We start from the raw sequence: 20,149 nt of genomic DNA on the forward strand, positions 1-20,149 counted from the left end.
CCGCTACGCGCCGGCCAGCGCGCGTACCGCGTCGGCGTCGAACGGCCAGTCCAGCTCCAGCCCGCGCTGCGCGTCGCGCAGCACGGGGACGCGGATGCCGTAGCGCGCTTCCAGCGTCGCGTCGTCGTCGATGAACACGCTGTCGAACTCGGGCAGGCGCGCCTGCGCCAGCACCTCGAGCGCCAGGTCGCAGAGATGGCAATCGTCGCGCTGGAACAGGATGAACCGGCTCATTCGGTGCGCCCGCGTATGGGAGGCCGCGTGGGACGGGCGCCGTAGAATACCTGCCCCTTCCCCGCCCGGGCCTGCGCGCGTGGCCGTCTCCACTTTCGACCTGTTCAAGATCGGCATCGGTCCCAGCTCCTCGCACACCGTGGGTCCGATGCGCGCGGCCGCGCGCTTCGTGCAGCGCTGGCTGATCGAGAACGGCGATCTCGAACGCACCGCGCGCGTGCGCGCCGAGGTGTTCGGCTCGCTGGCGCTCACCGGCCGCGGCCACGGCACCGACAAGGCGGTGCTGATGGGCCTGGAAGGCCATTGGCCGAACGAGATCGACCCCGACATCATCCCGCCGGCGCTGGAACGCATCCGCGGCACCCGGCGCATCCGCCTGTTCGGGCAGCACGAGATCGGCTTCGACGAGAAGCACGACCTCATCATGAACAAGCGCCAGAAGCTGCCGTTCCACACCAACGGCATGCGCTTCACCGCGTTCGATGCCGCCGGCGGCGTGATCGCCACGCGCGACTACTACAGCGTCGGCGGCGGTTTCGTGGTCAACCAGGACGAAGCGGCGGAGGACCGCATCGTCGCCGACACCACCGAGCTGCCGCATCCGTTCCATTCGGCGGAGGAGCTGCTGGCGCGCTGCGCGCAGACTGGCCTCACGATCGGCCAGTTGATGTTCCAGAACGAACAGGTCTGGCGCGCACCGCAGCAGATCGAGGCCGGGCTGGACGAGATCTGGGCGGCGATGCAGGCCTGCGTGGCGCGCGGCATCCGTTCGGCCGGCACGCTGCCGGGCGGCCTGCACGTGCCGCGACGCGCGCCGGCGCTGTACGCCGAGCTGTCCGGGCGGCCGGAGGCGGCGATGCGCGATCCGCTGACCGTGCTCGACTGGGTGAACCTGTACGCGCTCGCGGTGAACGAGGAGAACGCCGCCGGCGGCCGCGTGGTGACCGCGCCCACCAACGGCGCGGCCGGCATCATCCCGGCCGTGCTGCACTACTACGACCGCTTCTGCCCCGGCGCCACCCTCCACGGGGTGCGCGAGTTCCTGCTCACCGCGGCCGCGGTCGGCATCCTCTACAAGGAGAACGCCTCGATCAGCGGCGCCGAGGTCGGCTGCCAGGGCGAGGTCGGCGTGGCCTGCTCGATGGCGGCGGCGGGCCTGACCGCCGCGCTCGGCGGCACGCCGGGGCAGATCGAGAACGCCGCCGAGATCGGCATGGAGCACAACCTGGGCCTCACCTGCGACCCGATCGGCGGGCTGGTGCAGATCCCGTGCATCGAGCGCAACGCGATGGGCGCGGTGAAGGCGATCAACGCCAGCCGCATGGCGCTGCGCGGCGACGGCAAGCACAAGGTCTCGCTCGACAAGGTCATCAAGACCATGCGCGACACCGGCCGCGACATGCAGGACAAGTACAAGGAAACCTCGCGCGGCGGGCTGGCGGTCAACGTCATCGAATGCTGAACGCGCCGGCGGCCCGTCGCGGCGCCGCCGGCATCGACTGGCCCGGGTCTTGCAGGCACCCGCACGTCACGTCCCCGCGGCCGCGCCGCGGGCGACGGTTCGGTCTGCGTGAGGGGCGACGGGTGCGGATACTTCTTGGATTGCTCGGCCTGCTGTCCGGCCTGTGGCCGGGGGCGGCGTCCGCCCTGCAGCCGGACAAGGCGTTCCATCACCACCTGCGCCAGGAGTGGTCGATCGAGGCCGGGCTGCCGCAGATCACGGTGGCGGCGCTCGCGCAGGATCCGACCGGCTATCTGTGGATCGGCACCCAGGCCGGGCTCGCGCGCTTCGACGGCGTGCGCTTCACGACCTTCACGCCCGAGAACGAGCCCGGCATACCGGGCATCTGGATCCACGCCCTGCACCCGGCCCGCGACGGCCGGCTGTGGGTGGGCACCTACAAGGGCGTGGCGGTCTACGACGGGCGGCGGTTTTCCGTCGTCGCCACGCGCGATCCGCGCCGCTGGCCGGCGCTGGACGCGCGCGCGTTCGCCGAGGACCGCGACGGCCGGCTGTGGGTGGCCGCCGGCGAGGGCGTGTTCGGCCTGCAGCCGGACGGACGCCTGGCGCCGCTGCCGCAGGCGCCGGTGCCCGCGACCGCCCTGGTGTGGCGTCCCGACGGCCTGTGGGTGGGCACCCGCGGGCGGGTGCTGCGGCGCTCCCGCGACGGCCGCTGGGACGCCTTCCCGCTGCCGGACGCGGCCGCCGCGGCCGCGGTCCATCGTCTGCACGCCGCGCAGGGGCGCCTGTGGGCCGCGACCGCGACCGGCCTGTACGCGCTGACGCCGGACGGCCGCTGGAGCGAGTTCGCGGACGCCGCCGCGCTGCGCGGCGCGCCGGTGGAGCTGCTCTACGCCGACCGCGACGGCAACCTGTGGGCGGGCGGCGATGCGGGCCTTGCGCGCATCCGCGACGGCCGGCTCGCCGAGTTCGTGCCGGCCCGCAGCCACGGCGGCATCCCCGGCGCGCGCACCGCGCTGGAGGATCGCGAAGGCAACCTCTGGATCGGCAGCCAGTGGGCCGGCCTGATCCGCGTCACCGATGCCTGGACGCGCCGGCTCAGCGCGGCCGAAGGCCTGCACGAGCCGATCGTGTGGTCGGTCGCGCCGGATCCCGCGCGCGCGCGCAGTTGGGTGGGCACCAACGACGGCATCGCGCTGTTCGAGGACGGCCGCTTCCGCCTGGTCGCGCGCGGCGACGCGCTGCCCCATCCGCACGCCTACAACCTGTTCGCCGAGCGCGACCGCCTGTGGATCGGCACCCGCCGCGGCGCGGCGGTGATCGATCTCGACCAGGACGGCCGGCCCGGCCCCGTGCGCCGCCTGCCGGAGCTGCGCGCGCTCGACGGCGTGCAGATCCACGGCTTCGTGCGCGACGGCGATGCGCTGTGGATGCCCACCAACGAGGGCGTGTTCCGTCTCAAGGACGGCCGCACCGAACGCTACGCGCAGGCCGAGGGCCTCGACGATCCGCGCACCATGTTCCTGCTGCGCACGCGCGCCGGCCGCATCCTGGTCGGCAGCCGCAGCGGCGTGTTCGAGTGGCGCGACGGCCGCTTCGCGCCGTTCGGCGACGGCCGCCAGCGCGCCAGCGACGTCACCTCGCTGCACGAACTGCCCGACGGTCGGCTGGTGGTGGGCACCCTGCTCGAGCACACCTGGCTGACCGACGGCCGGCGCTGGCTGCGCCTCGGCCCGGAACAGGGCCTGCCGGCCAACTCGGCGTTCTTCCTCGCCGAGCAGGACGGCCACCTGTGGACCGCCGGCCTGCGCGGCATCGTGCGCGTGCCGCTGGCCGATCTCGACGCCTTCGCGCGCGGCCGCATCGGCCGCGTGCGCGGCGAGATGGTGCTCAACGAGCGCGGCGACCCGCGCAGCGGCCAGCAGGGCTACTGCTGCAACGGCGCCGGCACCGGCAAGGGCTTCGTGCGCGACGGCGCGCTGTGGCTGCCCAGCCGCGACGGCGTGGTGGTGCTGGACCCGCGCGACATCGTCAAGAACGCGGTCGCGCCGCGCAGCGCGATCGAGCGCGTGCAGCACGGCGAGCGCTGGGTGCCCGCGCACGCGCTGGCGGGCGCCGAGCTGCCGGCCGATGCGCGCGATGTCGGCTTCGAGTTCACCGTTCTGAGCCTGCAGGATCCGCAGAGCGTGGTCCTGCGCTACCGGCTGCGCGGCTACGACCGCACCTGGCGGCAGGCCGATCCGTTCGTGCGCGCCACCCGCTACACCAACCTGCCGCCCGGCGATTACGTGTTCGAGGTGACCGGCGCCAACAACGCCGGCGTGCCGGCGCTGGCGGCGTCGCTGCCGTTCGCGATCCGCCCGCACTTCCACGAGACGCGCGCGTTCTTCGCGCTGCTGGGGCTGGCGCTGCTGGCGCTGGTGTTCGCCGGCTACCGCTGGCTGCTGCACCGCCATCGCCAGCAGAGCGCGGTGCTGGAGGCGCTGGTGCGGCAGCGCACGCAGGCGCTGGAGGAAGCGCGGCAGCGGCTGGAGGACGTCAGCCGCACCGATCCGCTCACCGGCCTGCGCAACCGCCGCTACGTCAGCGACCAGATCGCCACCGACCTGGCCTACTACGACCGCCAGCTCGAGCTGGGCGTGCATCAGGACCAGGTCATCGTGCTGGCGCTGGTGGACATCGACCATTTCAAGTCGATCAACGACCGCTACGGCCACCGCTCCGGCGACATGGTCCTGCAGCAGTTCGCCGACATCCTCACCCGGCAGGTGCGCAGCGGCGACTACGTGGCGCGCTGGGGCGGCGAGGAGTTCCTGCTGGTGTTCCGCCCGATGGACCGCGAGCGGCTGCCGATGATCGGCCGCCGCCTGCGCGATGCGGTGGCGCGGCACGCGTTCACGCTGGCCGACGGCACCACGCTGCGCATCACCTGCTCGATCGGCTTCGCCGAATACCCGCTGTTCCGCAACGCGCGCATGCAGTTCAACTGGGAATCGCTGGTCGAGCTGGCGGACCTCGCGCTGTACTACGTCAAGAGCCGCGGCCGCGACGGCTGGGCCGCGTTCCGGCCGACCGACCGCACCGATCTTGCGACCGTGCTGGCGGAAATGCACCAGGACCTGGACGGCCTGCTCGCCGACGGACGGTTGTGCGTGCTCGGCGAGATCGCAGGCCACGCCTTCGGCGCCGAGCAGGCGGCGCAGGTGCGGTGAAGGCGACGTCGACGCACCGCGCCGGCATTCGCGCCGCGTTCGGTCTGCCGCGCGCAGACTCGGAGGCCCGATGCGAGCGAGGCGCGACATGAACGAGTTCGTCGAGCAGAAGCTGCTTCAGCCGGGCGACGGCGTGCAGGTGCAGAACCAGGGCAACGTCGCGCAGCGCATCCAGCTCGTCACCGAAGCGGGGACGGTGTTCTCCTCGGTATTGCCGCCGGGCGCCGGCGTGACCGTCATCATCGGCCACGAAGCGCTGGCGATGCAGATCGACACCCCCGATCCCGACTACCCCGGACTGCATCTCGTCCGTCCCGCGGACGACGACGAGGACGACGACGCCTTCCACTGACCGGCCTCGCACAGGATCGCGCGCACGTCGTCCAGCAACGCGGCCGCGGTGACCTCGGCGCCCGCACCGGGGCCCTGGATCACCAGCGGCCGCTCGCGGTAGCGGTCGCACCAGATCGCCACGCGATTGTCGGTGCCCGCGCCGCCGGCGAGCGGATCGTCCGCCGGCAACGAGGCCAGCCCCACCCGCGCGCGGCCCTGCTCCAGCCGCGCCACGAAGCGCAGCCGCTCGCCGTTGCGGTACGCCTCGGCGAAGCGCGCGCGCAGCGGCGCATCGAGCGCGTCCAGCGCGCCGTCCACCGCCGCCGCGGGCAGCGCCGCCAGCGCCGGCGACACCAGCGATTCCACGTCCACGTCCGCGCTCTCCAGCTCCACGCCGGCGGTGCGCGCCAGGATCAGCAGCTTGCGGCGCACGTCCTCGCCGGACAGGTCGTCGCGCGGGTCCGGCTCGGTGTAGCCGGCCGCGCGCGCCTCGCGCACGAAACGCGAGAACGGGCGCAGGCCGTCGAAGCGGTCGAACAGCCAGGCCAGCGAGCCCGACAGCACGCCGGCGATGGCGTGGATGCGGTCGCCGCCCGCACGCAGCGCGCGCAGCGTGCGCAGCAGCGGCAGCCCGGCGCCGACCGTGGCGGCATCGCCGTAGCAGGCGCCGCTTGCCGCGCACGCCGCGCGGATCGCACGCCAGCGCGCAAGCTCCGCGCCCTGCCCCAGCTTGCACGCGGTCACCACGTGGATGCCCCGCGCCAGCCAGTGCGCATGGCGCGCGGCGACCGCCTCGCTCGCGGTGGCGTCGACCACGATCCGCATCCCCGCCTCGCCCAGCGCGTGCTCGGCGGCGGCGAAGCCGTCCTCGAGCGAGCCGAAGCGCTCGCGACAACGCGCTTCCGCCGTGCCCGCGTCCTCCGGCGCGAACGCGCCGCGCGAGTTGGCCACGTGCACCAGCCCCTCGCCGTGCAGCGTACGCCAGCGCTGCAGGAACGCACGTCCGACGGTGCCCACGCCGAGCACGGCGATGCGCGCTTGCACCTGCGCGCGCGGTGCGATCCGGGCCGGCGCGTTCATGGCGCCGCCCGCGCGCGGTCCTGTGCGGCGAGCGCGCGCTCGAGCCCCGCCGCCACGTCCGCGCACAGATCCTCGGCCGCCTCGATGCCCACCGACAGCCGCAGCAGACCGTCGCCGATGCCGGCCGCCGCGCGCGCCTCGGCGCTCATCGCCGCGTGCGTCATCGTCGCCGGATGCGCGATCAGGCTCTCCACGCCGCCCAGCGACTCGGCCAGGGTGAACCACCGCAGGCCGTCGAGGAACGCGCGCACCGCGCGCTCGCCGCCGTGCAGTTCCACGCTCAGCATCGCGCCGAAGCCGCGCTGCTGGCGCGCCGCCAGCGCATGGCCGGGATGGCGCGGCAGCCCCGGCCAGTGCAGCGCGCGCACCGCCGGATGGCCGTCGAGCAGCGCCACCAGCGCCTGCGCGTTGTGCTGGTGCACGCGCAGGCGCGCATCCAGCGTGCGCAGGCCGCGCAGGGTGAGGAAGCTGTCGAACGGCGCGCCGGTCAGCCCGAGCGCGTTGGCCCACCACGTCAGCTGCGCGTGCAGCTCCGGATCGCGCGCGATCACCGCGCCGCCGACCACGTCGCTGTGGCCGTTGATGTACTTGGTGGTCGAGTGCACCACGAGATCGGCGCCGAACTCGAGCGGCCGCTGCAACGCGGGCGAGAGGAAGGTGTTGTCCACCGCCACCCGCGCGCCGGCCGCGTGCGCCGCCTCGGTGACGAAGCGCAGGTCGGTGATGCGCAGCAGCGGGTTGGAGGGCGTTTCGATCCACACCAGCGCCGGCGCGCGCGCCAGCGCCGCGGCCAGCGCGCGCGGATCGGTGAGGTCGCAGGTGACCAGCTCGAACGCGCCCTTCGCGGCCAGCGCGTTGAACAGCCGCCAGCTCCCGCCGTAGGCATCGTGCGGCACCACCAGCCGCTCGCCGGGCGCGAGCAGCGCGTGCAGCACCAGCGCCACCGCCGCCATGCCGGTGGCGGTGACCACGCCGCCCGCGCCGCCCTCCAGATCGGCCAGCGCCTCGCCCAGCAGATCGCGGGTGGGATTGCCGCTGCGCGTGTAGTCGTAGGCGCGCTTCTCGCCGAAGCCGGCGAAGCTGAAGTTGGACGACAGCACGATCGGCGGCGTCACCGCGCCGAAGGCGGCATCCCGGTCGATGCCGGCGCGCACCGCGCGCGTGCACGGCGCGCTCATGCCGCCACCTCCGCGCAGTCGGCCAGCGCCTCGCGCAGCACCGCGGCGACCGCCTCGGTCTCCTTCAGGAACGCATCGTGGCCGTACTTCGATCGCAGCACGCGCAGGCGCGTTTCGCCGCGCAGGCGCTCGGCCAGCGCGCAGGCGTCGGCGATCGGCACCAGCCGGTCCTCGGCGACCGCGACCACGGTCACCGCCGCGGTGATGCGCTCCGGCTGCACGCGCTGCAGATCGATCGACTCGCTCAGCCGCACGAACGCGGCGGCCGGCGTGCGCACCGCGTAGCGCGCGCCGCAGTGCGCGAGGTAATCCTCGGCGTCCACCCGCACCCGCCCGGCCGCCACCGTCGCCTCGCCGAAGCGGCCTTCGAACTCCTCCGGCGTGCGGTAGCTCAGGATCGCGAGCTGCCGCGCCAGCGACAGCCCGTGCTGCAGATCGCCCTGCAGCGCGCCCAGCGCCACCGCCTGCCGCTGCAGCGCGCGCCACGCGCTGGCATAGGGGTGCGCGCGATGGGTGCCGCTGACGGCGATCGCATGCCCCACCCGCGCGCCATGCAGCGCGGCGAACTGCAACGCCACCATCGCGCCATACGAGCAGCCGACGAACGCCTTCAGCCGCGCGATGCACAGATGGTCGAGCAGCGCCGCGACCGCGTCGGCCTGGTCGGCCGGATCGATCGGCGCATCGAGTCCGCCGTCGGCGCCGAGCCAGTCGAACGCCAGCAGCCGGTGCTCGCGCGGATCGAGCGCGCGCCGCGGGCCGACCTGCGCCTCCCACCAGCCCGGCTCGGGAAACGCATCGCTCGCGGCCAGGTGGCGGTCGGCGGAGATGCCGCCGGCGACGAACACCGCCGGCAGCGCCGCATCGCCCTGCACTTCGTAACGCAGCGTCACCTCGCGCGCGCCCGCATGCCGCATCGCCAGCCGCACGCGCACTTCGCCGCGCACCACCGGCACCGGCGCGTCGGGAACGGCGGACAGTACGGAGGCGCGCGCCGGCAGCGGCGCGCGCGGACGGGAACGCGGACGGGATGGGGCAAGGCTCATGGCAGCGGGTCTCCGGTCGTGAACGAAACCCTCGAGCCTGCGCTGCCGACGCCCGCGGGCATGCCGCGTGCGATCGCAACCATCTGCCGGCTGCCGCGTGCGCGGCACCGCAGGAATTGGCACCTGGCGCGGATGCGCTGGTTGCCCCGGCGTCGTCGGGCCTGTCCCTCAGCCGGTCTCGATGGATGCGCGCAGTCTGCCGAGCGGATCCGCGCCTGTCAATCGCTTCATGCAGATGAAGCGATGGAATAAGCCGGGGCTGGCGGGGGCGTGATGGCGGCGTAGACTCGCGCCATGCCGATGCCCGTCCCGCGCCTTGCCGCGCTCTGCCTCGCCCTCGCGTTCGCGCCCGCACACGCGCGGCCGCCGCTGCCCGCACCGCTCGAAGTGGCCGAACGCTACGTCTCCGCCGCCGACCCGCGCGACGAACTCGACTCGCTCGCCACCTGGACCGCGCCCGACGGCCGCACCTGGCTGATCGTCACCGGCAAGAGCAGCCATCGCCTGGTGGTGTACGACGCCGACACCGGCGAGCGTCTGCGCGAGGTCGGCGAGGAAGGCGCCGAGCCCGGCCGCTTCCGCCGGCCCAACGGCATCGCGGTCGACGGCGACCGCCTGTTCGTGGTGGAGCGCGACAACCGCCGGGTGCAGGTGCTCAAGCTCCCGCAGTTCCGCCCGCTCGGCACGTTCGGCGCGGAGCTGCGCAGCCCCTACGGGATCTGGCTGGATGCGACCGAACCGGGCGAGCTGACGGCCTACGTCACCGACAGTTTCATGTACGGCGAACGCTACGACCGCGTGCCGCCCGCCGCGGAGATGGACCAGCGCGTGCGCCGCTACCGCGTGCGTTTCGACCCCGACGACACGCTGCACGCGCGCTATGCCGGTTCGTTCGGCGAAACCGGCGAACACGCGCTTCGCATCGTCGAATCGATCGCCGGCGATCCGGCGCACGACCGCCTGCTGATTGCCGACGAGTACCGCCCCGCCTCCACCCTGCGCGAATACCGCTTCGACGGCCGCGCCACCGGCCGCAGCCTGCCGCCGGACAGTTTCGCCGCCGAAGCCGAGGGCGTCGTGCTCTGGCGCTGCGGCGAGGGCGGCTACTGGATCACCGTCGACCAGCTTGCCCCGCGCACGCACTTCCACCTGTTCGAGCGCGCCACGCTGGCGCCGGTGGCGAGCTTCGCCGGCCGCATCGCCTCGCAGACCGACGGCATCGCCTTGCACGCGGCGCCCACGCGCGCGTTTCCGCACGGGGCGCTGTTCGCGGTCCACGAGGACGAGTCGGTCGCCGCGTTCGATCTGGGCGAAGTGGCGCGCGCGCTGAAGCTCGACCCGGCCTGCGCGCGCTGACGCGGCCGCACGGCGACGCCGACCGTCGTGCCACCACGCGCCGCCGCGCCGTCCCGGCATATCCTGTGGCGATCGCCGCACACGGCATCCGGGTTCGACTTCGCCCATGTCCAAGGACTTCCCCTACCTGCACGGCTTCTCCGAAACCGAACAGGCCCGTCTGGTGAAACAGGCGCGGCTGGCCGAATCGACCATCTTCCGCAACATCGACTACGCCGGCGCGCGTCGGCTGCTGGAGATCGGCAGCGGCGTCGGCGCGCAGACCGAGATCCTGCTGCGCCGCTTTCCCGAGCTGCACGTCACCTGCGTGGAGCTGTCCGAGCGCCAGATCGAGGCGGCGCGCCGCAACCTGGGCGCGATGCCCTGGTTCGACGGCCGCTACACCCTGCAGCAGGCCGACGCCACCGATCTGCCGTTCGAGCCGCGCAGCTTCGATTCGGCGTTCCTGTGCTGGGTGCTGGAGCACGTCCCCTCGCCCGCGCGGGTGCTGAGCGAAGTGCGCCGCGTGCTCGCGCCGGGCTCTACGATCTACATCACCGAAGTGATGAACGCCTCGTTCCTGCTCGATCCGTACTCGCCCAACACGTGGCGTTACTGGATGGCGTTCAACGACTACCAGATCGACATGGGCGGCGATCCGTTCATCGGCGCCAAGCTCGGCAACCTGCTGCTCGCCAACGGCTATCGCGACGTCGCCACCGAGATCAAGACGTTCTACTTCGACAACCGCGAGCCGGCCCGCCGCAAGCAGATGATCGCGTTCTGGGAGGAGCTGCTGATGTCCGCCGCCGACCAGCTCATCGAGGCCGGCAAGGTCGACCGCGAGACGGTCGACGGCATGCACCGCGAGATGACCGCGGTGCAGAACGACCCCAACGCGGTGTTCTTCTACGCGTTCGTGCAGGCGCGCGCGACCGTCTACTGAAAACCGCGGCGCGCAAGGCTTGATCGGTAGGTTGGGCTGAGCCGAAGGCGAAGCCCAACGTCGGCCCCCCCGCAACGCGATGCAGGGCTCCGACCCCGCGGCGGGACAAGTCCCGCCCTACGCAAGGGGTTGATCGGTAGGTTGGGCTGAGCCGAAGGCGAAGCCCAACGTCGGCCCCCCCCCCGCAACGCGATGCAGGGCTCCGACCCGCGGCGGGACAAGTCCCGCCCTACGCAAGGGGTTGATCGGTAGGTTGGGTTGAGCCGAAGGCGAAGCCCAACGTCGGCCCCCCGCAACGCGATGCAGGGCTTCGCACCCGCGGCGGGACGAGTCCGGTCAAGAGCGCCGCCCCCGCCGATGGCCACCGGCCCGGCACGCAGCGTCCCGCCCACGCCGCCATCGCGTCGGGGCCGCACAATGCGCGGGGTCCCCGCAGGCGGTATCATGCGCGGCCATCCTTTCATCCGAATGCAGGGATAAAAGCCCCGATGTCCAGCTACCTCTTCACCTCCGAGTCCGTCTCCGAAGGCCATCCGGACAAGATCGCCGACCAGATCTCCGATGCCGTCCTCGACGCGATCCTGGCCCAGGACAAGCGCGCGCGTGTGGCCTGCGAGACGCTGGTGAAGACCGGCGCAGCGATCGTCGCGGGCGAAGTCACCACCACCGCGTGGGTCGACATCGAGGCGCTGGCGCGCCGGATCATCAACCAGATCGGCTACGACAACTCGTCGGTCGGCTTCGACGGCCACACCTGCGCGATCATCAACATGCTCGGCAAGCAGTCGCCCGACATCGCCGCCGGCGTGGACCGCAAGAAGCCGGAGGAACAGGGCGCGGGCGACCAGGGCCTGATGTTCGGCTACGCCTGCAACGAGGCGCCCGAGTTCATGCCGGCGCCGATCTACTACAGCCACCGCCTGGTCGAGCAGCAGGCGAAGATCCGCAAAAAGAAGAACTCGCCGCTGCCGTGGCTGCGCCCGGACGCCAAGAGCCAGGTCACGCTGCGCTACGAGAACGACAAGGTCGTGGGCCTTGATGCGGTGGTGCTGTCGACCCAGCACGACCCCGGCATCAAGCACAAGGACATCGTCGAGGGCGTGTACGAGCACATCCTCAAGCCGGTGCTGCCGAAGGCGTGGCTGCAGAACCTGCCGAAGAACAAGCTGCACATCAATCCGACCGGCATCTTCGTGATCGGCGGCCCGGTCGGCGACTGCGGCCTGACCGGCCGCAAGATCATCGTCGACACCTACGGCGGCATGGCCCGCCACGGCGGCGGCGCGTTCTCCGGCAAGGACCCGTCGAAGGTCGACCGCTCGGCCGCCTACGCGGCGCGTTACGTCGCCAAGAACGTGGTCGCCGCGGGTCTCGCCGACCGCTGCGAGGTGCAGGTGAGCTACGCGATCGGCGTCGCCCAGCCGACTTCGATCTCGGTCACCACCTTCGGCACCGGCAAGATCCCCGACGCCAAGATCGAGGCGCTGATCCGCAAGCATTTCGACCTGCGCCCGTACGGCATCATCCAGATGCTCGACCTGGTGCACCCGATCTACCAGTCCACCGCCGCCTACGGCCACTTCGGCCGCAAGCCCGAGCAGGTCAGCTACGTCGACGGCGCCGGCAAGACCCAGACCGCCACCGCGTTCTCGTGGGAGAAGACCGACAAGGCCGAGCAGCTTCGCGCGGCCGCGGGCCTCGGCGGCAGGAAGAAGTAAGCAGGCACCGCCAGCCTGCCGGACGGGGCCGCGAGGCCCCGCTCGCGTCTGCGGCGTCGTTCACCGGCGCCGCGACCGCGGGCGGTAGAATTCCCGCGTTCCCCGAGGGGCGCTGCGACTGTGACGCGGACGAGGTCCGCGCGTTCGCCACGCGAACGCCGACAGCCAGGCTCGGGGAACGTCAGTGCGACAACGGCGCCCGATGACCGCGCGGTCTTCCGCGCCTTCCTATCGGAGCTCAACAGATGAACGCTGTTCCCAAGAATTCCGCCGGCCACGACTACAAGGTCGCCGACATTTCCCTCGCCGACTGGGGCCGCAAGGAGATCGAGATCGCCGAGCACGAGATGCCCGGCCTGATGTCGATCCGCCGCAAGTACGCCGCCGAGAAGCCGCTGGCGGGCGTGCGCGTGACCGGTTCGCTGCACATGACCATCCAGACCGCGGTGCTGATCGAGACGCTGGTGGATCTCGGCGCCTCGGTGCGCTGGGCGAGCTGCAACATTTTCTCCACCCAGGATCACGCCGCCGCCGCGATCGCCGCCGCCGGCATCCCGGTGTTCGCCTGGAAGGGCGAGACGCTGGAGGAGTACTGGGAGTGCACGCTCGACGCGCTCACCCACCCGGGCATGAAGGGTCCGGAGCTGGTGGTGGACGACGGCGGCGACGTCACCCTGCTGATCCACAAGGGCTACGAGCTCGAGCACGGCAGCGACTGGGTGGACACGCCTTCTTCCAGCCAGGAGGAGCAGATCATCAAGAACCTGCTCAAGCGCGTGGCCAAGGAACGTCCGGGCTTCTGGACCGGCGTCGTGAAGGAGTGGCGCGGCGTGTCCGAGGAAACCACCACCGGCGTGCACCGCCTGTACCAGCTCGCCGAGGCCGGGAAGCTGCTGGTGCCGGCGATCAACGTCAACGACTCGGTCACCAAGAGCAAGTTCGACAACCTGTACGGCTGCCGCGAGTCGTTGGCCGACGGCCTGAAGCGCGCGATGGACGTGATGCTGGCGGGCAAGGTCGCGGTGGTGTGCGGCTACGGCGACGTCGGCAAGGGCTCGGCGCACTCGCTGCGCGCCTACGGCTGCCGCGTGATCGTCACCGAGATCGACCCGATCAACGCGCTGCAGGCGGCGATGGAGGGCTTCCAGGTCACCACGATCGAGGAGACGCTCGGCATCGCCGACATCTACGTCACCGCCACCGGCAACCGCGACGTGATCACGCTGGATCACATGCTGCGGATGAAGGACCAGGCGATCGTCTGCAACATCGGCCACTTCGACAACGAGATCCAGGTCGACGCGCTCTACGCGCTGGACGGCGTGCGCAAGGTCAACATCAAGCCGCAGGTCGACAAGTTCGTGCTGCCGAACGGCCGCGAGATCTTCCTGCTGGCCGAAGGCCGCCTGGTGAACCTGGGCTGCGCGACCGGCCATCCGAGCTTCGTGATGTCCAACTCGTTCTCCAACCAGACGCTCGCGCAGATCGATCTGTGGAAGAACCGCGACGTCTACGAGAAGACGGTGTACCGCCTGCCGAAGAAGCTCGACGAGGAAGTCGCGCGCCTGCACCTGGAGAAGATCGGCGTGAAGCTGACCCAACTGACGCCCGAGCAGGCCGCCTACATCGGCGTGCCGGTGGACGGGCCGTACAAGCCGGAGCATTATCGCTACTGACGCGCGTAAGGCGCTGTCCACCCAAGGGCCGCGAAAGCGGCCCTTGTCGTTGGTGGCGACTGACATTCGGCTGACATCGGGACGCTACGGTCACGCCCATCCACCGCCGCACCGGAGGTTCCGATGGGAAAGCGACTGCGCAAGGTGTTGTTCGGACTCGGCACGACCGCCCTCATGCTCGTCGTGGCGGCGTTCGTGTACGTGTGGACGCTCGACCTCGACAGCCAGCCCCTGCCCGACCCCGCGACCCGACCGCAGGATCTGGCCTACCTCGAGCATGCCGTACCGCGCACGCGCGGCCGGATCCTCGCCGTGGTGACGAGCACCGCGACCTTCGGTCCGGACGCGCGCAAGGCCGGCTACGAACTTACCGAGCTCGCCCGCGCCTACTGGGTCTTCGTGGCCAACGGCTTCGAGGTGGACATCGCAAGCCCGCGCGGCGGAGAGCCGCCGATGCGACTGGACGACGAACTCGTAGCCGCCGACTACGCCTTCCTCAACGACCCGGAGGCCCGGCGCAAGGTACGTGCGACGCTGCCGCTGCAGCAGGTGGATCCGACGCGATATTCGGCGGTCTACTTCGTGGGCGGCAAAGGCACCATGTTCGATTTCCGGGGCAATCCCGCCATCGCGCGGGTGGTCAGGCAGGTGTACGAGCGCGGCGGCGTAATCGGTGCGGTATGCCACGGACCTGCGGCGCTGCTCGATGTTTCCCTCGCCGACGGCCGGCCCCTTCTCGCCGGCCGTCGCGTCACGGGCTTTACCAACGCCGAAGAACTCTTCCTGATGAAGGACGCCCGCAGCGCGCTTCCCTTCCTGCTGCAGGATGCGATGCGCGCACAAGGCGCGCGGTTCGTGGAGGCACCTCGCTATCTGGATAACACCGTCACCGATGGCCGCCTGGTCACCGGACAGAACCCGTGGTCCACCTGGTCGGTCGCTGAAGCCATGATCCGCGCGCTCGGGCATCGCCCCCTCCCTCGGACGCCCACCGGCGAGGAGCTTGCGGTGCGCGTGCTGCAGGCGTACCACGCGCAGGGGCCGGATGCTGCGCGACGTCTGCGCGCCCGGTTGCCGGACGCCGACAAGCGCCTGCTGCTGCTTCATGCGGTGATCGCCGCGATGGACGGCCAGTTCGTCGAGGCCTGGCGCCTGCAAGGACTCGCGCGCCAATGAGGACGCGCCGTGACGGTCGGCCTCTGCTACGGTTTCCCGGCGCCCTCCCGCGCCGACGTCCCGCCATACGGAAACCCGCGATGCCGCTCGTCCCCGCCGTAGCCGCGAACGCCGACTGCTGACCGACCGATCCGATGCAGCACGCCCCTCCCCTTCGAGTGCTGTTGGTCGAGGACGATCCCGACGTGGCGGCGGGCATCTGCGCCTACCTCGAGATGCGCGGCGTGCGCGTCGACTTCGCCTACACCTCGGCGCAAGCCCATGCGCGTCTCGCCGACGCCGCGTTCGACCTGCTCATTCTGGACGCGCAGTTGCCGGACGAAGACGGGATTCGTCTGTGCCGTACCCTCAAGCGGGCCGGCGTCGCCGCGCCCGTACTGTTCCTGACCGCCCGCGGTGCGCTGGAAGACAAGCTGGAGGCGTTCGACGCCGGGGCGATCGATTACATGGTGAAACCGTTCGCACCGGCGGAGCTGTTCGCGCGTATCCGCGCCCTGACCGCCCACGTCCCCGCCGCGGGCGGTCCGCGGCTGCGCGCGGGTGGTTACACGCTGGATCTGCACGGGCGACTCCTGGAGTACGGCGACAAGCGACTGGCGCTGCACGCGACCGGTTTTTCCCTGTTGCGTTGCCTGATGTCGGCCAGTCCGGGCAGCGTCGACCGACGCACGCTGTGCGATCTGCTGTGGGGCAACGCACTCCCGGACAGCGATCCGTTGCGCATGCACGTATACGAGCTGCGGCGCGCGATCGCCGAGCATTTCGGCACCGCGCCGATCGAGACCGTGCGAGGCGTCGGCTACCGGTTCGTGACCGACTGCGATGACCCGTCCTAGAACGCTGGCCCGTCTGCTCGCCCGCCAGTGGATGGCCTACACCCTGGCGCTGTGCGCGCTGTTCCTCGGCGCCACGGTGCTGCTGCTGTACATCCTCGAGGACAGTTTCCTGGATCGCAGGCTGCGGTCGGTGGCGTCCACCGTGGCGGCGCGGCCGACCGAACGGCGGCTTCCGCCCGCCTTCGCCGCTTGGCCGATCGAACAGGCGCCCGGAGATCTGCGCGCGCGGTTCGAGGGCCGAGGCGACGGCGCGCTGGCCGAGTTCCGCCGTTCCAACGGCCGTTACGTCCACGCGATGCGGATCCGTGGCGCCGATGGCCGCGCGTACGTCGTCGCCTTCGACGCGACGGACGAGCTGACCGTAAACCCGGGGCTTGGCCGTGGCATCGGGTATGCGACCGCGCTGACGGGCTTGCTCCTGCTGTGCGCTGCGCTTCTGGCGCGCGCTTTCATGCAGCGGATCGAGCGTGCGGCGCGCGACGTCGTTGCCGACGCGCTGCGCAGCCCCGATCCTGAGGCGCTCCGTCGGCTCGCCGCGAGCCAGCGCATTCGCGAGTTCGGCACCCTGATCGCGATGCAGGCCGACGCGTGGCAGGCGCAGCGGACCGCGGTGGAGAGCGAACGGGAAATGCTCGCCTATCTTGGACACGAACTGCGCACGCCGCTGCAATCCGCGCGTACCAGCCTCGCGCTGCTTCGCGAGCGGTCCGACGATGCGGCCGCACTGGGCCGGCTGGAACGCGCGGTCTCGCGCCTCGCGCGGGCCAGCGCCGCCGTCCTCTGGCTCGCCGCTCGCGACACCCCCGATGGCGCCGAGCGGACGCGTCTGGCGCCGTGCGTTGCCGCCCTGCTGCAGGAACTCGGTCCATTGGCGGAGGCCCGCGGCCAGCGCCTTCGCGCACGCGTGCCACCATCGCTCGCGGTGTCTGCGCCTGCCGAGGCGGTCGAGGCGATTCTCGCCAACCTGCTGGCCAATGCCATCCGCCATGGCGCCGCAGGACCCATCACGGTAGCGGCCAACGATCGCGAGCTTCGCGTTCGCAATCGCAGCGGCGGACACGGCGCGGGCGGGTTCGGCATGGGTCTGCGGCTGGTCGAACGGATTGCGACCCGCCTGCGCTGGTCGGTCGATGTGCGTCACGCCGCCGATCGCACGCTGGCGACGGTGCGTTGGTGCCCAACGTCATCCGCCGACGCCGAGGTGCACGACTGAGCGCCGGGTGTCCTCGAGCCGACCCGGTCGCGCCACGCGAACCGTGTCGGGCACGCGCCTGTCTGGCTCGTTCAGCGAAGTCGTGCGCAACCGTGCGCGTCCTTGCGCCGCCGGGCCCGCGATGGGTGAAGATGGCGCGAAGGGGAGCATGATCGGGGGCGGTCATGAAGGGGTGGCTCAGCCGTGTCGTGTGCGGCGCGGCGCTCATGCTTGCGACGGCAACGGGCGCCCGCGCGACAGCGGCGGACGCCGTGGTGACCGCATCGGTCGACGGCCGGGCACTGTACGTCGTCGGCGTGATCGGTCCGCGCTTCGAGCGCGACGTGCGCAAGGCGCTGCGGCGGCATCGCGGCATCCGCGAACTGGTGATCGAAAGTCCCGGCGGGCTGCGCGCGCAGGCGTTCAAGGTGGCGCGGCTGGTGAACGCGCGCGGGGTGACGGTGCGCGTGGAGCGCCACTGCGCCAGCGCGTGCGTGCTGCTGTGGGCGCTGGCGCGCTCGCGCGAGCTGGACGCGGGCGCGCGAATCGGGCTGCACCGCAGCAGCCTCCCGACCGACTTTCCACTACCGCCCGCGATGCGCGCGGACCTGATGCGCCGCAACGACCGCGAGACCGACGCGGTGCTGCGCGCGGCCGGCTTCCCGGAGCGGATCGTCGCGCTCGGCGCCGACACGCCGGCATGGTCGATGAGCTGGTTCTCGGCCACGGAACTGCAGCGCGAGGGGGTGCCGTTCGTGATGCGGGATTCCGCCGCCATCGCAACGCCCGGCGCGTACGCGAGCAGCGAGGCCAGCGAGGCGCGTGGGCGATGACGCGCCCGCGGCTTCTGCTGCAGGGTTTCAGCCGCGATCGGGCGCCTGCGCTGGACACCGGTCGCGGCCGACGCCGCTCCTACAGCGCGAGGCGCTCGCGCAGCTCGCGCGCCTGGCGGCGCGAGACCTCCACCGTGCTGCCGTCCTTGAGCGTGAGGTCGTAGCCGTCGCCGACGTTCAGCTCGACCGCCCTGATGTGGCGCAGGTTGACCAGGGTGTTGCGGTTGGCGCGGAAGAACAGCGCCGGATCCAGGCGCGACTCCAGCGCGCTCAGGCTGCGGGTGAGCATCGCGCGCTCGCCGCGGAAGCGGACGCTGGCGTAGTTGCCGTCGACGTCGATGCGGCTGATCTCGGCCAGCGTCACGAACCAGCAGCGTTCGCCGTCGCGCAGGAACACCTGGTCGTCGGCGCCCAGCACGCCGCGCGATTCCGGCGCATGCGTCTGCGCCCGCCGCGCACGGGCGCGGTCGAGCGCGGCGGCCAGCCGCTGCGGGTCCACCGGCTTGACCAGGTAGTCGAGCGCGCTGGCCTCGAATGCGCGCACGGCGTAGTGGTCGTACGCGGTGGTGAACACCACCGCCGGCGCCCGTTCGAGCGCATCGAGCACGTCGAAGCCGGTGCCGGACGGCATCTGGATGTCGAGCAGCACCAGGTCCGGCTGCAGCGCTTCGATCGCCCGCGTCGCCGCCGGCACGTCGTCGGCCTCGCCGACGATCTCGACGTCGCGGTGCGCGGCCAGCAGCGTGCGCAGCTCCTGACGCGCCAGCCGGGTGTCGTCGACGAGCAGCACGCGCAGCGTCATTGCGGAATCTCCATGCGGGCGACCACGTCCCCGCCCTCCTGTTCGAGCACGATGCGGCCGCCGTGGGGCTCCAGCCGCCGGCGCAGGTAGCGCAGGCCGACGCCCGCGCCATCGCTGCCGCCGCCGAGCCGGCCCGGATTGCGTACTTCAAGCGACAGGCGGCCGCCTTCGCATCCGGCGCGCAGGTGCAGCGCCCCGCCGCCGGGCGTGCGCGCGATGCCGTGCTTGATCGCGTTCTCGACCAGCAACTGCACCGCCATCGGCGGCACGCGCGCGTCGAGTGCGGCGGGGTCGATCGCGCGCTCGACGCGCAGGCGCTGCTCGTAATGCACGGCCTCCACCGCCAGGTAGTCCTCCACCACCGCCAGCTCCTCGGCCAGCGTGGTGGCCTCGCCCTGGCTGTATTCGAGCGCGTGACGCAGCGTGCTGGACAGCCGCGTGACCAGCTCGCGCGCACGCTGCGGGTCCTCGAGGATCAGCGCGCGCAGGTTGTTGAGCGCGTTGAACACGAAGTGCGGGTTGAGGCGCGCGCGCAGCGCTTCCAGCTCCATCGCGTGGCGCTCGGCCTCGGCGCGCGCCTGCGCCAGCCGGCTCTGGCGTGCGCGCTGCAGCGCGCGTGCGCCGACCCAGCCGGCGGTCCACAGGCCGAGCACGATCGCGGTGTTGGCCCAGTAGGTGAGCGCGGAACCGAGCCGGTAGTCGGCGCGGCCGCCCGGCATCTCGATCCAGCCGAGCGCGCTGGCCGGCGCGACCACCGCGGCGACGGCGACCTGCACCGCGAGCGCCGCCAGCGGCACCGCCAGCAACAGTTTCGCCACCAGCGCGCCCGGCTCGCGGTCGAGCCAGCCGCGCCGCAGCACCAGCGCGCGCAGCGTGGCGCTCGCCAGTGCGTCGAACACCGCGAGCAGCGCCGAAACGAGCACGATGCCCGAAGTCAGGCCGACGAACGCCGCGCCCATCCACAGGTTGAACGCGCCGTACAGCGACCAGACGGCCGCATTGATCCAGGCGAAGCGGCGCGACGGCGCGTGGTCCATGTGTCCTCCCCTCGTCGAAGATTAGCGTGGTCCGTGCACGACGAAGGCCCTCC

General features: G+C 71.9%; 17 protein-coding genes and 2 riboswitches. Of the genes, 11 read left to right on the top strand and 6 right to left on the bottom strand.

Features of this window, described 5'->3' with window-relative positions:
* Positions 1-3 precede the first annotated feature (3 nt).
* Positions 4-234 (bottom strand): glutaredoxin family protein, encoded by a 231-nt coding sequence (locus tag FQY64_RS07400; protein WP_146473442.1) that lies wholly within the window; start codon positions 232-234, stop codon positions 4-6.
* 79 nt (positions 235-313) lie between these two features.
* On the opposite strand from FQY64_RS07400, the gene FQY64_RS07405 reads away from it, so the two are divergent.
* The 3 genes from FQY64_RS07405 (at position 314) to FQY64_RS07415 (ending at position 5,260) form a co-directional block, all read left to right on the top strand.
* Positions 314-1,696, top strand: a complete 1,383-nt coding sequence (locus FQY64_RS07405; protein ID WP_146473444.1) for an L-serine ammonia-lyase — start codon at positions 314-316, stop codon at positions 1,694-1,696.
* A 140-nt stretch (positions 1,697-1,836) separates the two neighbouring features.
* The gene (locus tag FQY64_RS07410; RefSeq protein ID WP_146473446.1) at positions 1,837-4,908 is read left to right on the top strand and encodes a ligand-binding sensor domain-containing diguanylate cyclase; all 3,072 of its coding nucleotides are present in this window, start codon (positions 1,837-1,839) and stop codon (positions 4,906-4,908) included.
* A gap of 88 nt (positions 4,909-4,996) precedes the next feature.
* Complete coding sequence (locus tag FQY64_RS07415; RefSeq protein WP_146473448.1) at positions 4,997-5,260, top strand: hypothetical protein; 264 nt, start codon at positions 4,997-4,999, stop codon at positions 5,258-5,260.
* Here the strand turns inward: FQY64_RS07415 and FQY64_RS07420 are convergent.
* The 3 genes from FQY64_RS07420 to metX are packed head-to-tail and all read right to left on the bottom strand — an operon-like array spanning position 5,197 to position 8,545.
* Entirely contained in the window at positions 5,197-6,321 is a 1,125-nt protein-coding gene (locus FQY64_RS07420) for a homoserine dehydrogenase family protein (protein WP_146473450.1), read from the bottom strand. The two genes, FQY64_RS07415 and FQY64_RS07420, sit on opposite strands and share 64 nt — an antisense overlap.
* A complete protein-coding gene (locus FQY64_RS07425; protein ID WP_146473452.1) occupies positions 6,318-7,499 on the bottom strand; it encodes an O-succinylhomoserine (thiol)-lyase in 1,182 nt (393 codons plus the stop codon). Before FQY64_RS07425 ends, FQY64_RS07420 begins: the two co-directional genes overlap by 4 nt.
* Entirely contained in the window at positions 7,496-8,545 is a 1,050-nt protein-coding gene (metX, locus tag FQY64_RS07430; RefSeq protein ID WP_146473454.1) for a homoserine O-succinyltransferase MetX, read from the bottom strand. The genes FQY64_RS07425 and metX overlap by 4 nt, the downstream gene beginning before the upstream one ends.
* 76 nt (positions 8,546-8,621) lie before the next feature.
* A riboswitch (SAM riboswitch) is annotated at positions 8,622-8,733 on the bottom strand.
* 106 nt (positions 8,734-8,839) lie between these two features.
* Here metX and FQY64_RS07435 point away from each other — a divergent pair.
* The 8 genes from FQY64_RS07435 to FQY64_RS07470 all read left to right on the top strand — a co-directional run bounded on the left by FQY64_RS07435 (position 8,840) and on the right by FQY64_RS07470 (position 18,257).
* On the top strand, positions 8,840-9,901 hold the full coding sequence (locus FQY64_RS07435) for an NHL repeat-containing protein (RefSeq protein ID WP_146473456.1): 1,062 nt from the start codon (positions 8,840-8,842) through the stop codon (positions 9,899-9,901).
* A 106-nt stretch (positions 9,902-10,007) separates the two neighbouring features.
* Positions 10,008-10,826, top strand: coding sequence for a class I SAM-dependent methyltransferase (locus tag FQY64_RS07440; RefSeq protein WP_146473458.1), 819 nt, complete (start codon positions 10,008-10,010; stop codon positions 10,824-10,826).
* Between the two features lie 488 nt (positions 10,827-11,314).
* Positions 11,315-12,544, top strand: coding sequence for a methionine adenosyltransferase (gene metK, locus FQY64_RS07445; RefSeq protein WP_146473460.1), 1,230 nt, complete (start codon positions 11,315-11,317; stop codon positions 12,542-12,544).
* A gap of 98 nt (positions 12,545-12,642) precedes the next feature.
* Positions 12,643-12,752, top strand: a riboswitch (S-adenosyl-L-homocysteine riboswitch).
* Positions 12,753-12,789: 37 nt separating this feature from the next.
* Positions 12,790-14,220 (top strand): adenosylhomocysteinase, encoded by a 1,431-nt coding sequence (gene ahcY, locus FQY64_RS07450; protein WP_146473462.1) that lies wholly within the window; start codon positions 12,790-12,792, stop codon positions 14,218-14,220.
* A gap of 123 nt (positions 14,221-14,343) precedes the next feature.
* Complete coding sequence (locus FQY64_RS07455; RefSeq protein WP_146473464.1) at positions 14,344-15,396, top strand: type 1 glutamine amidotransferase domain-containing protein; 1,053 nt, start codon at positions 14,344-14,346, stop codon at positions 15,394-15,396.
* 164 nt (positions 15,397-15,560) lie between these two features.
* Complete coding sequence (locus FQY64_RS07460) at positions 15,561-16,232, top strand: response regulator transcription factor (protein ID WP_186760888.1); 672 nt, start codon at positions 15,561-15,563, stop codon at positions 16,230-16,232.
* 31 nt (positions 16,233-16,263) lie between these two features.
* A complete protein-coding gene (locus FQY64_RS07465) occupies positions 16,264-17,445 on the top strand; it encodes a sensor histidine kinase (protein ID WP_146473468.1) in 1,182 nt (393 codons plus the stop codon).
* A 254-nt stretch (positions 17,446-17,699) separates the two neighbouring features.
* The gene (locus tag FQY64_RS07470; RefSeq protein WP_146473470.1) at positions 17,700-18,257 is read left to right on the top strand and encodes a hypothetical protein; all 558 of its coding nucleotides are present in this window, start codon (positions 17,700-17,702) and stop codon (positions 18,255-18,257) included.
* Positions 18,258-18,336: 79 nt separating this feature from the next.
* On the opposite strand, the gene FQY64_RS07475 is transcribed toward FQY64_RS07470, so the two are convergent.
* Together FQY64_RS07475 and FQY64_RS07480 are read right to left on the bottom strand one after the other, a co-directional pair.
* Positions 18,337-19,059 (bottom strand): LytR/AlgR family response regulator transcription factor, encoded by a 723-nt coding sequence (locus tag FQY64_RS07475; protein ID WP_146473472.1) that lies wholly within the window; start codon positions 19,057-19,059, stop codon positions 18,337-18,339.
* The gene (locus tag FQY64_RS07480; RefSeq protein WP_146473473.1) at positions 19,056-20,096 is read right to left on the bottom strand and encodes a sensor histidine kinase; all 1,041 of its coding nucleotides are present in this window, start codon (positions 20,094-20,096) and stop codon (positions 19,056-19,058) included. Before FQY64_RS07480 ends, FQY64_RS07475 begins: the two co-directional genes overlap by 4 nt.
* Positions 20,097-20,149 lie beyond the last annotated feature (53 nt).

It is taken from the genome of Vulcaniibacterium thermophilum (assembly GCF_007923255.1).
In the GTDB taxonomy this organism is placed as follows: Bacteria; Pseudomonadota; Gammaproteobacteria; order Xanthomonadales; family Xanthomonadaceae; genus Lysobacter_F; species Lysobacter_F thermophilum.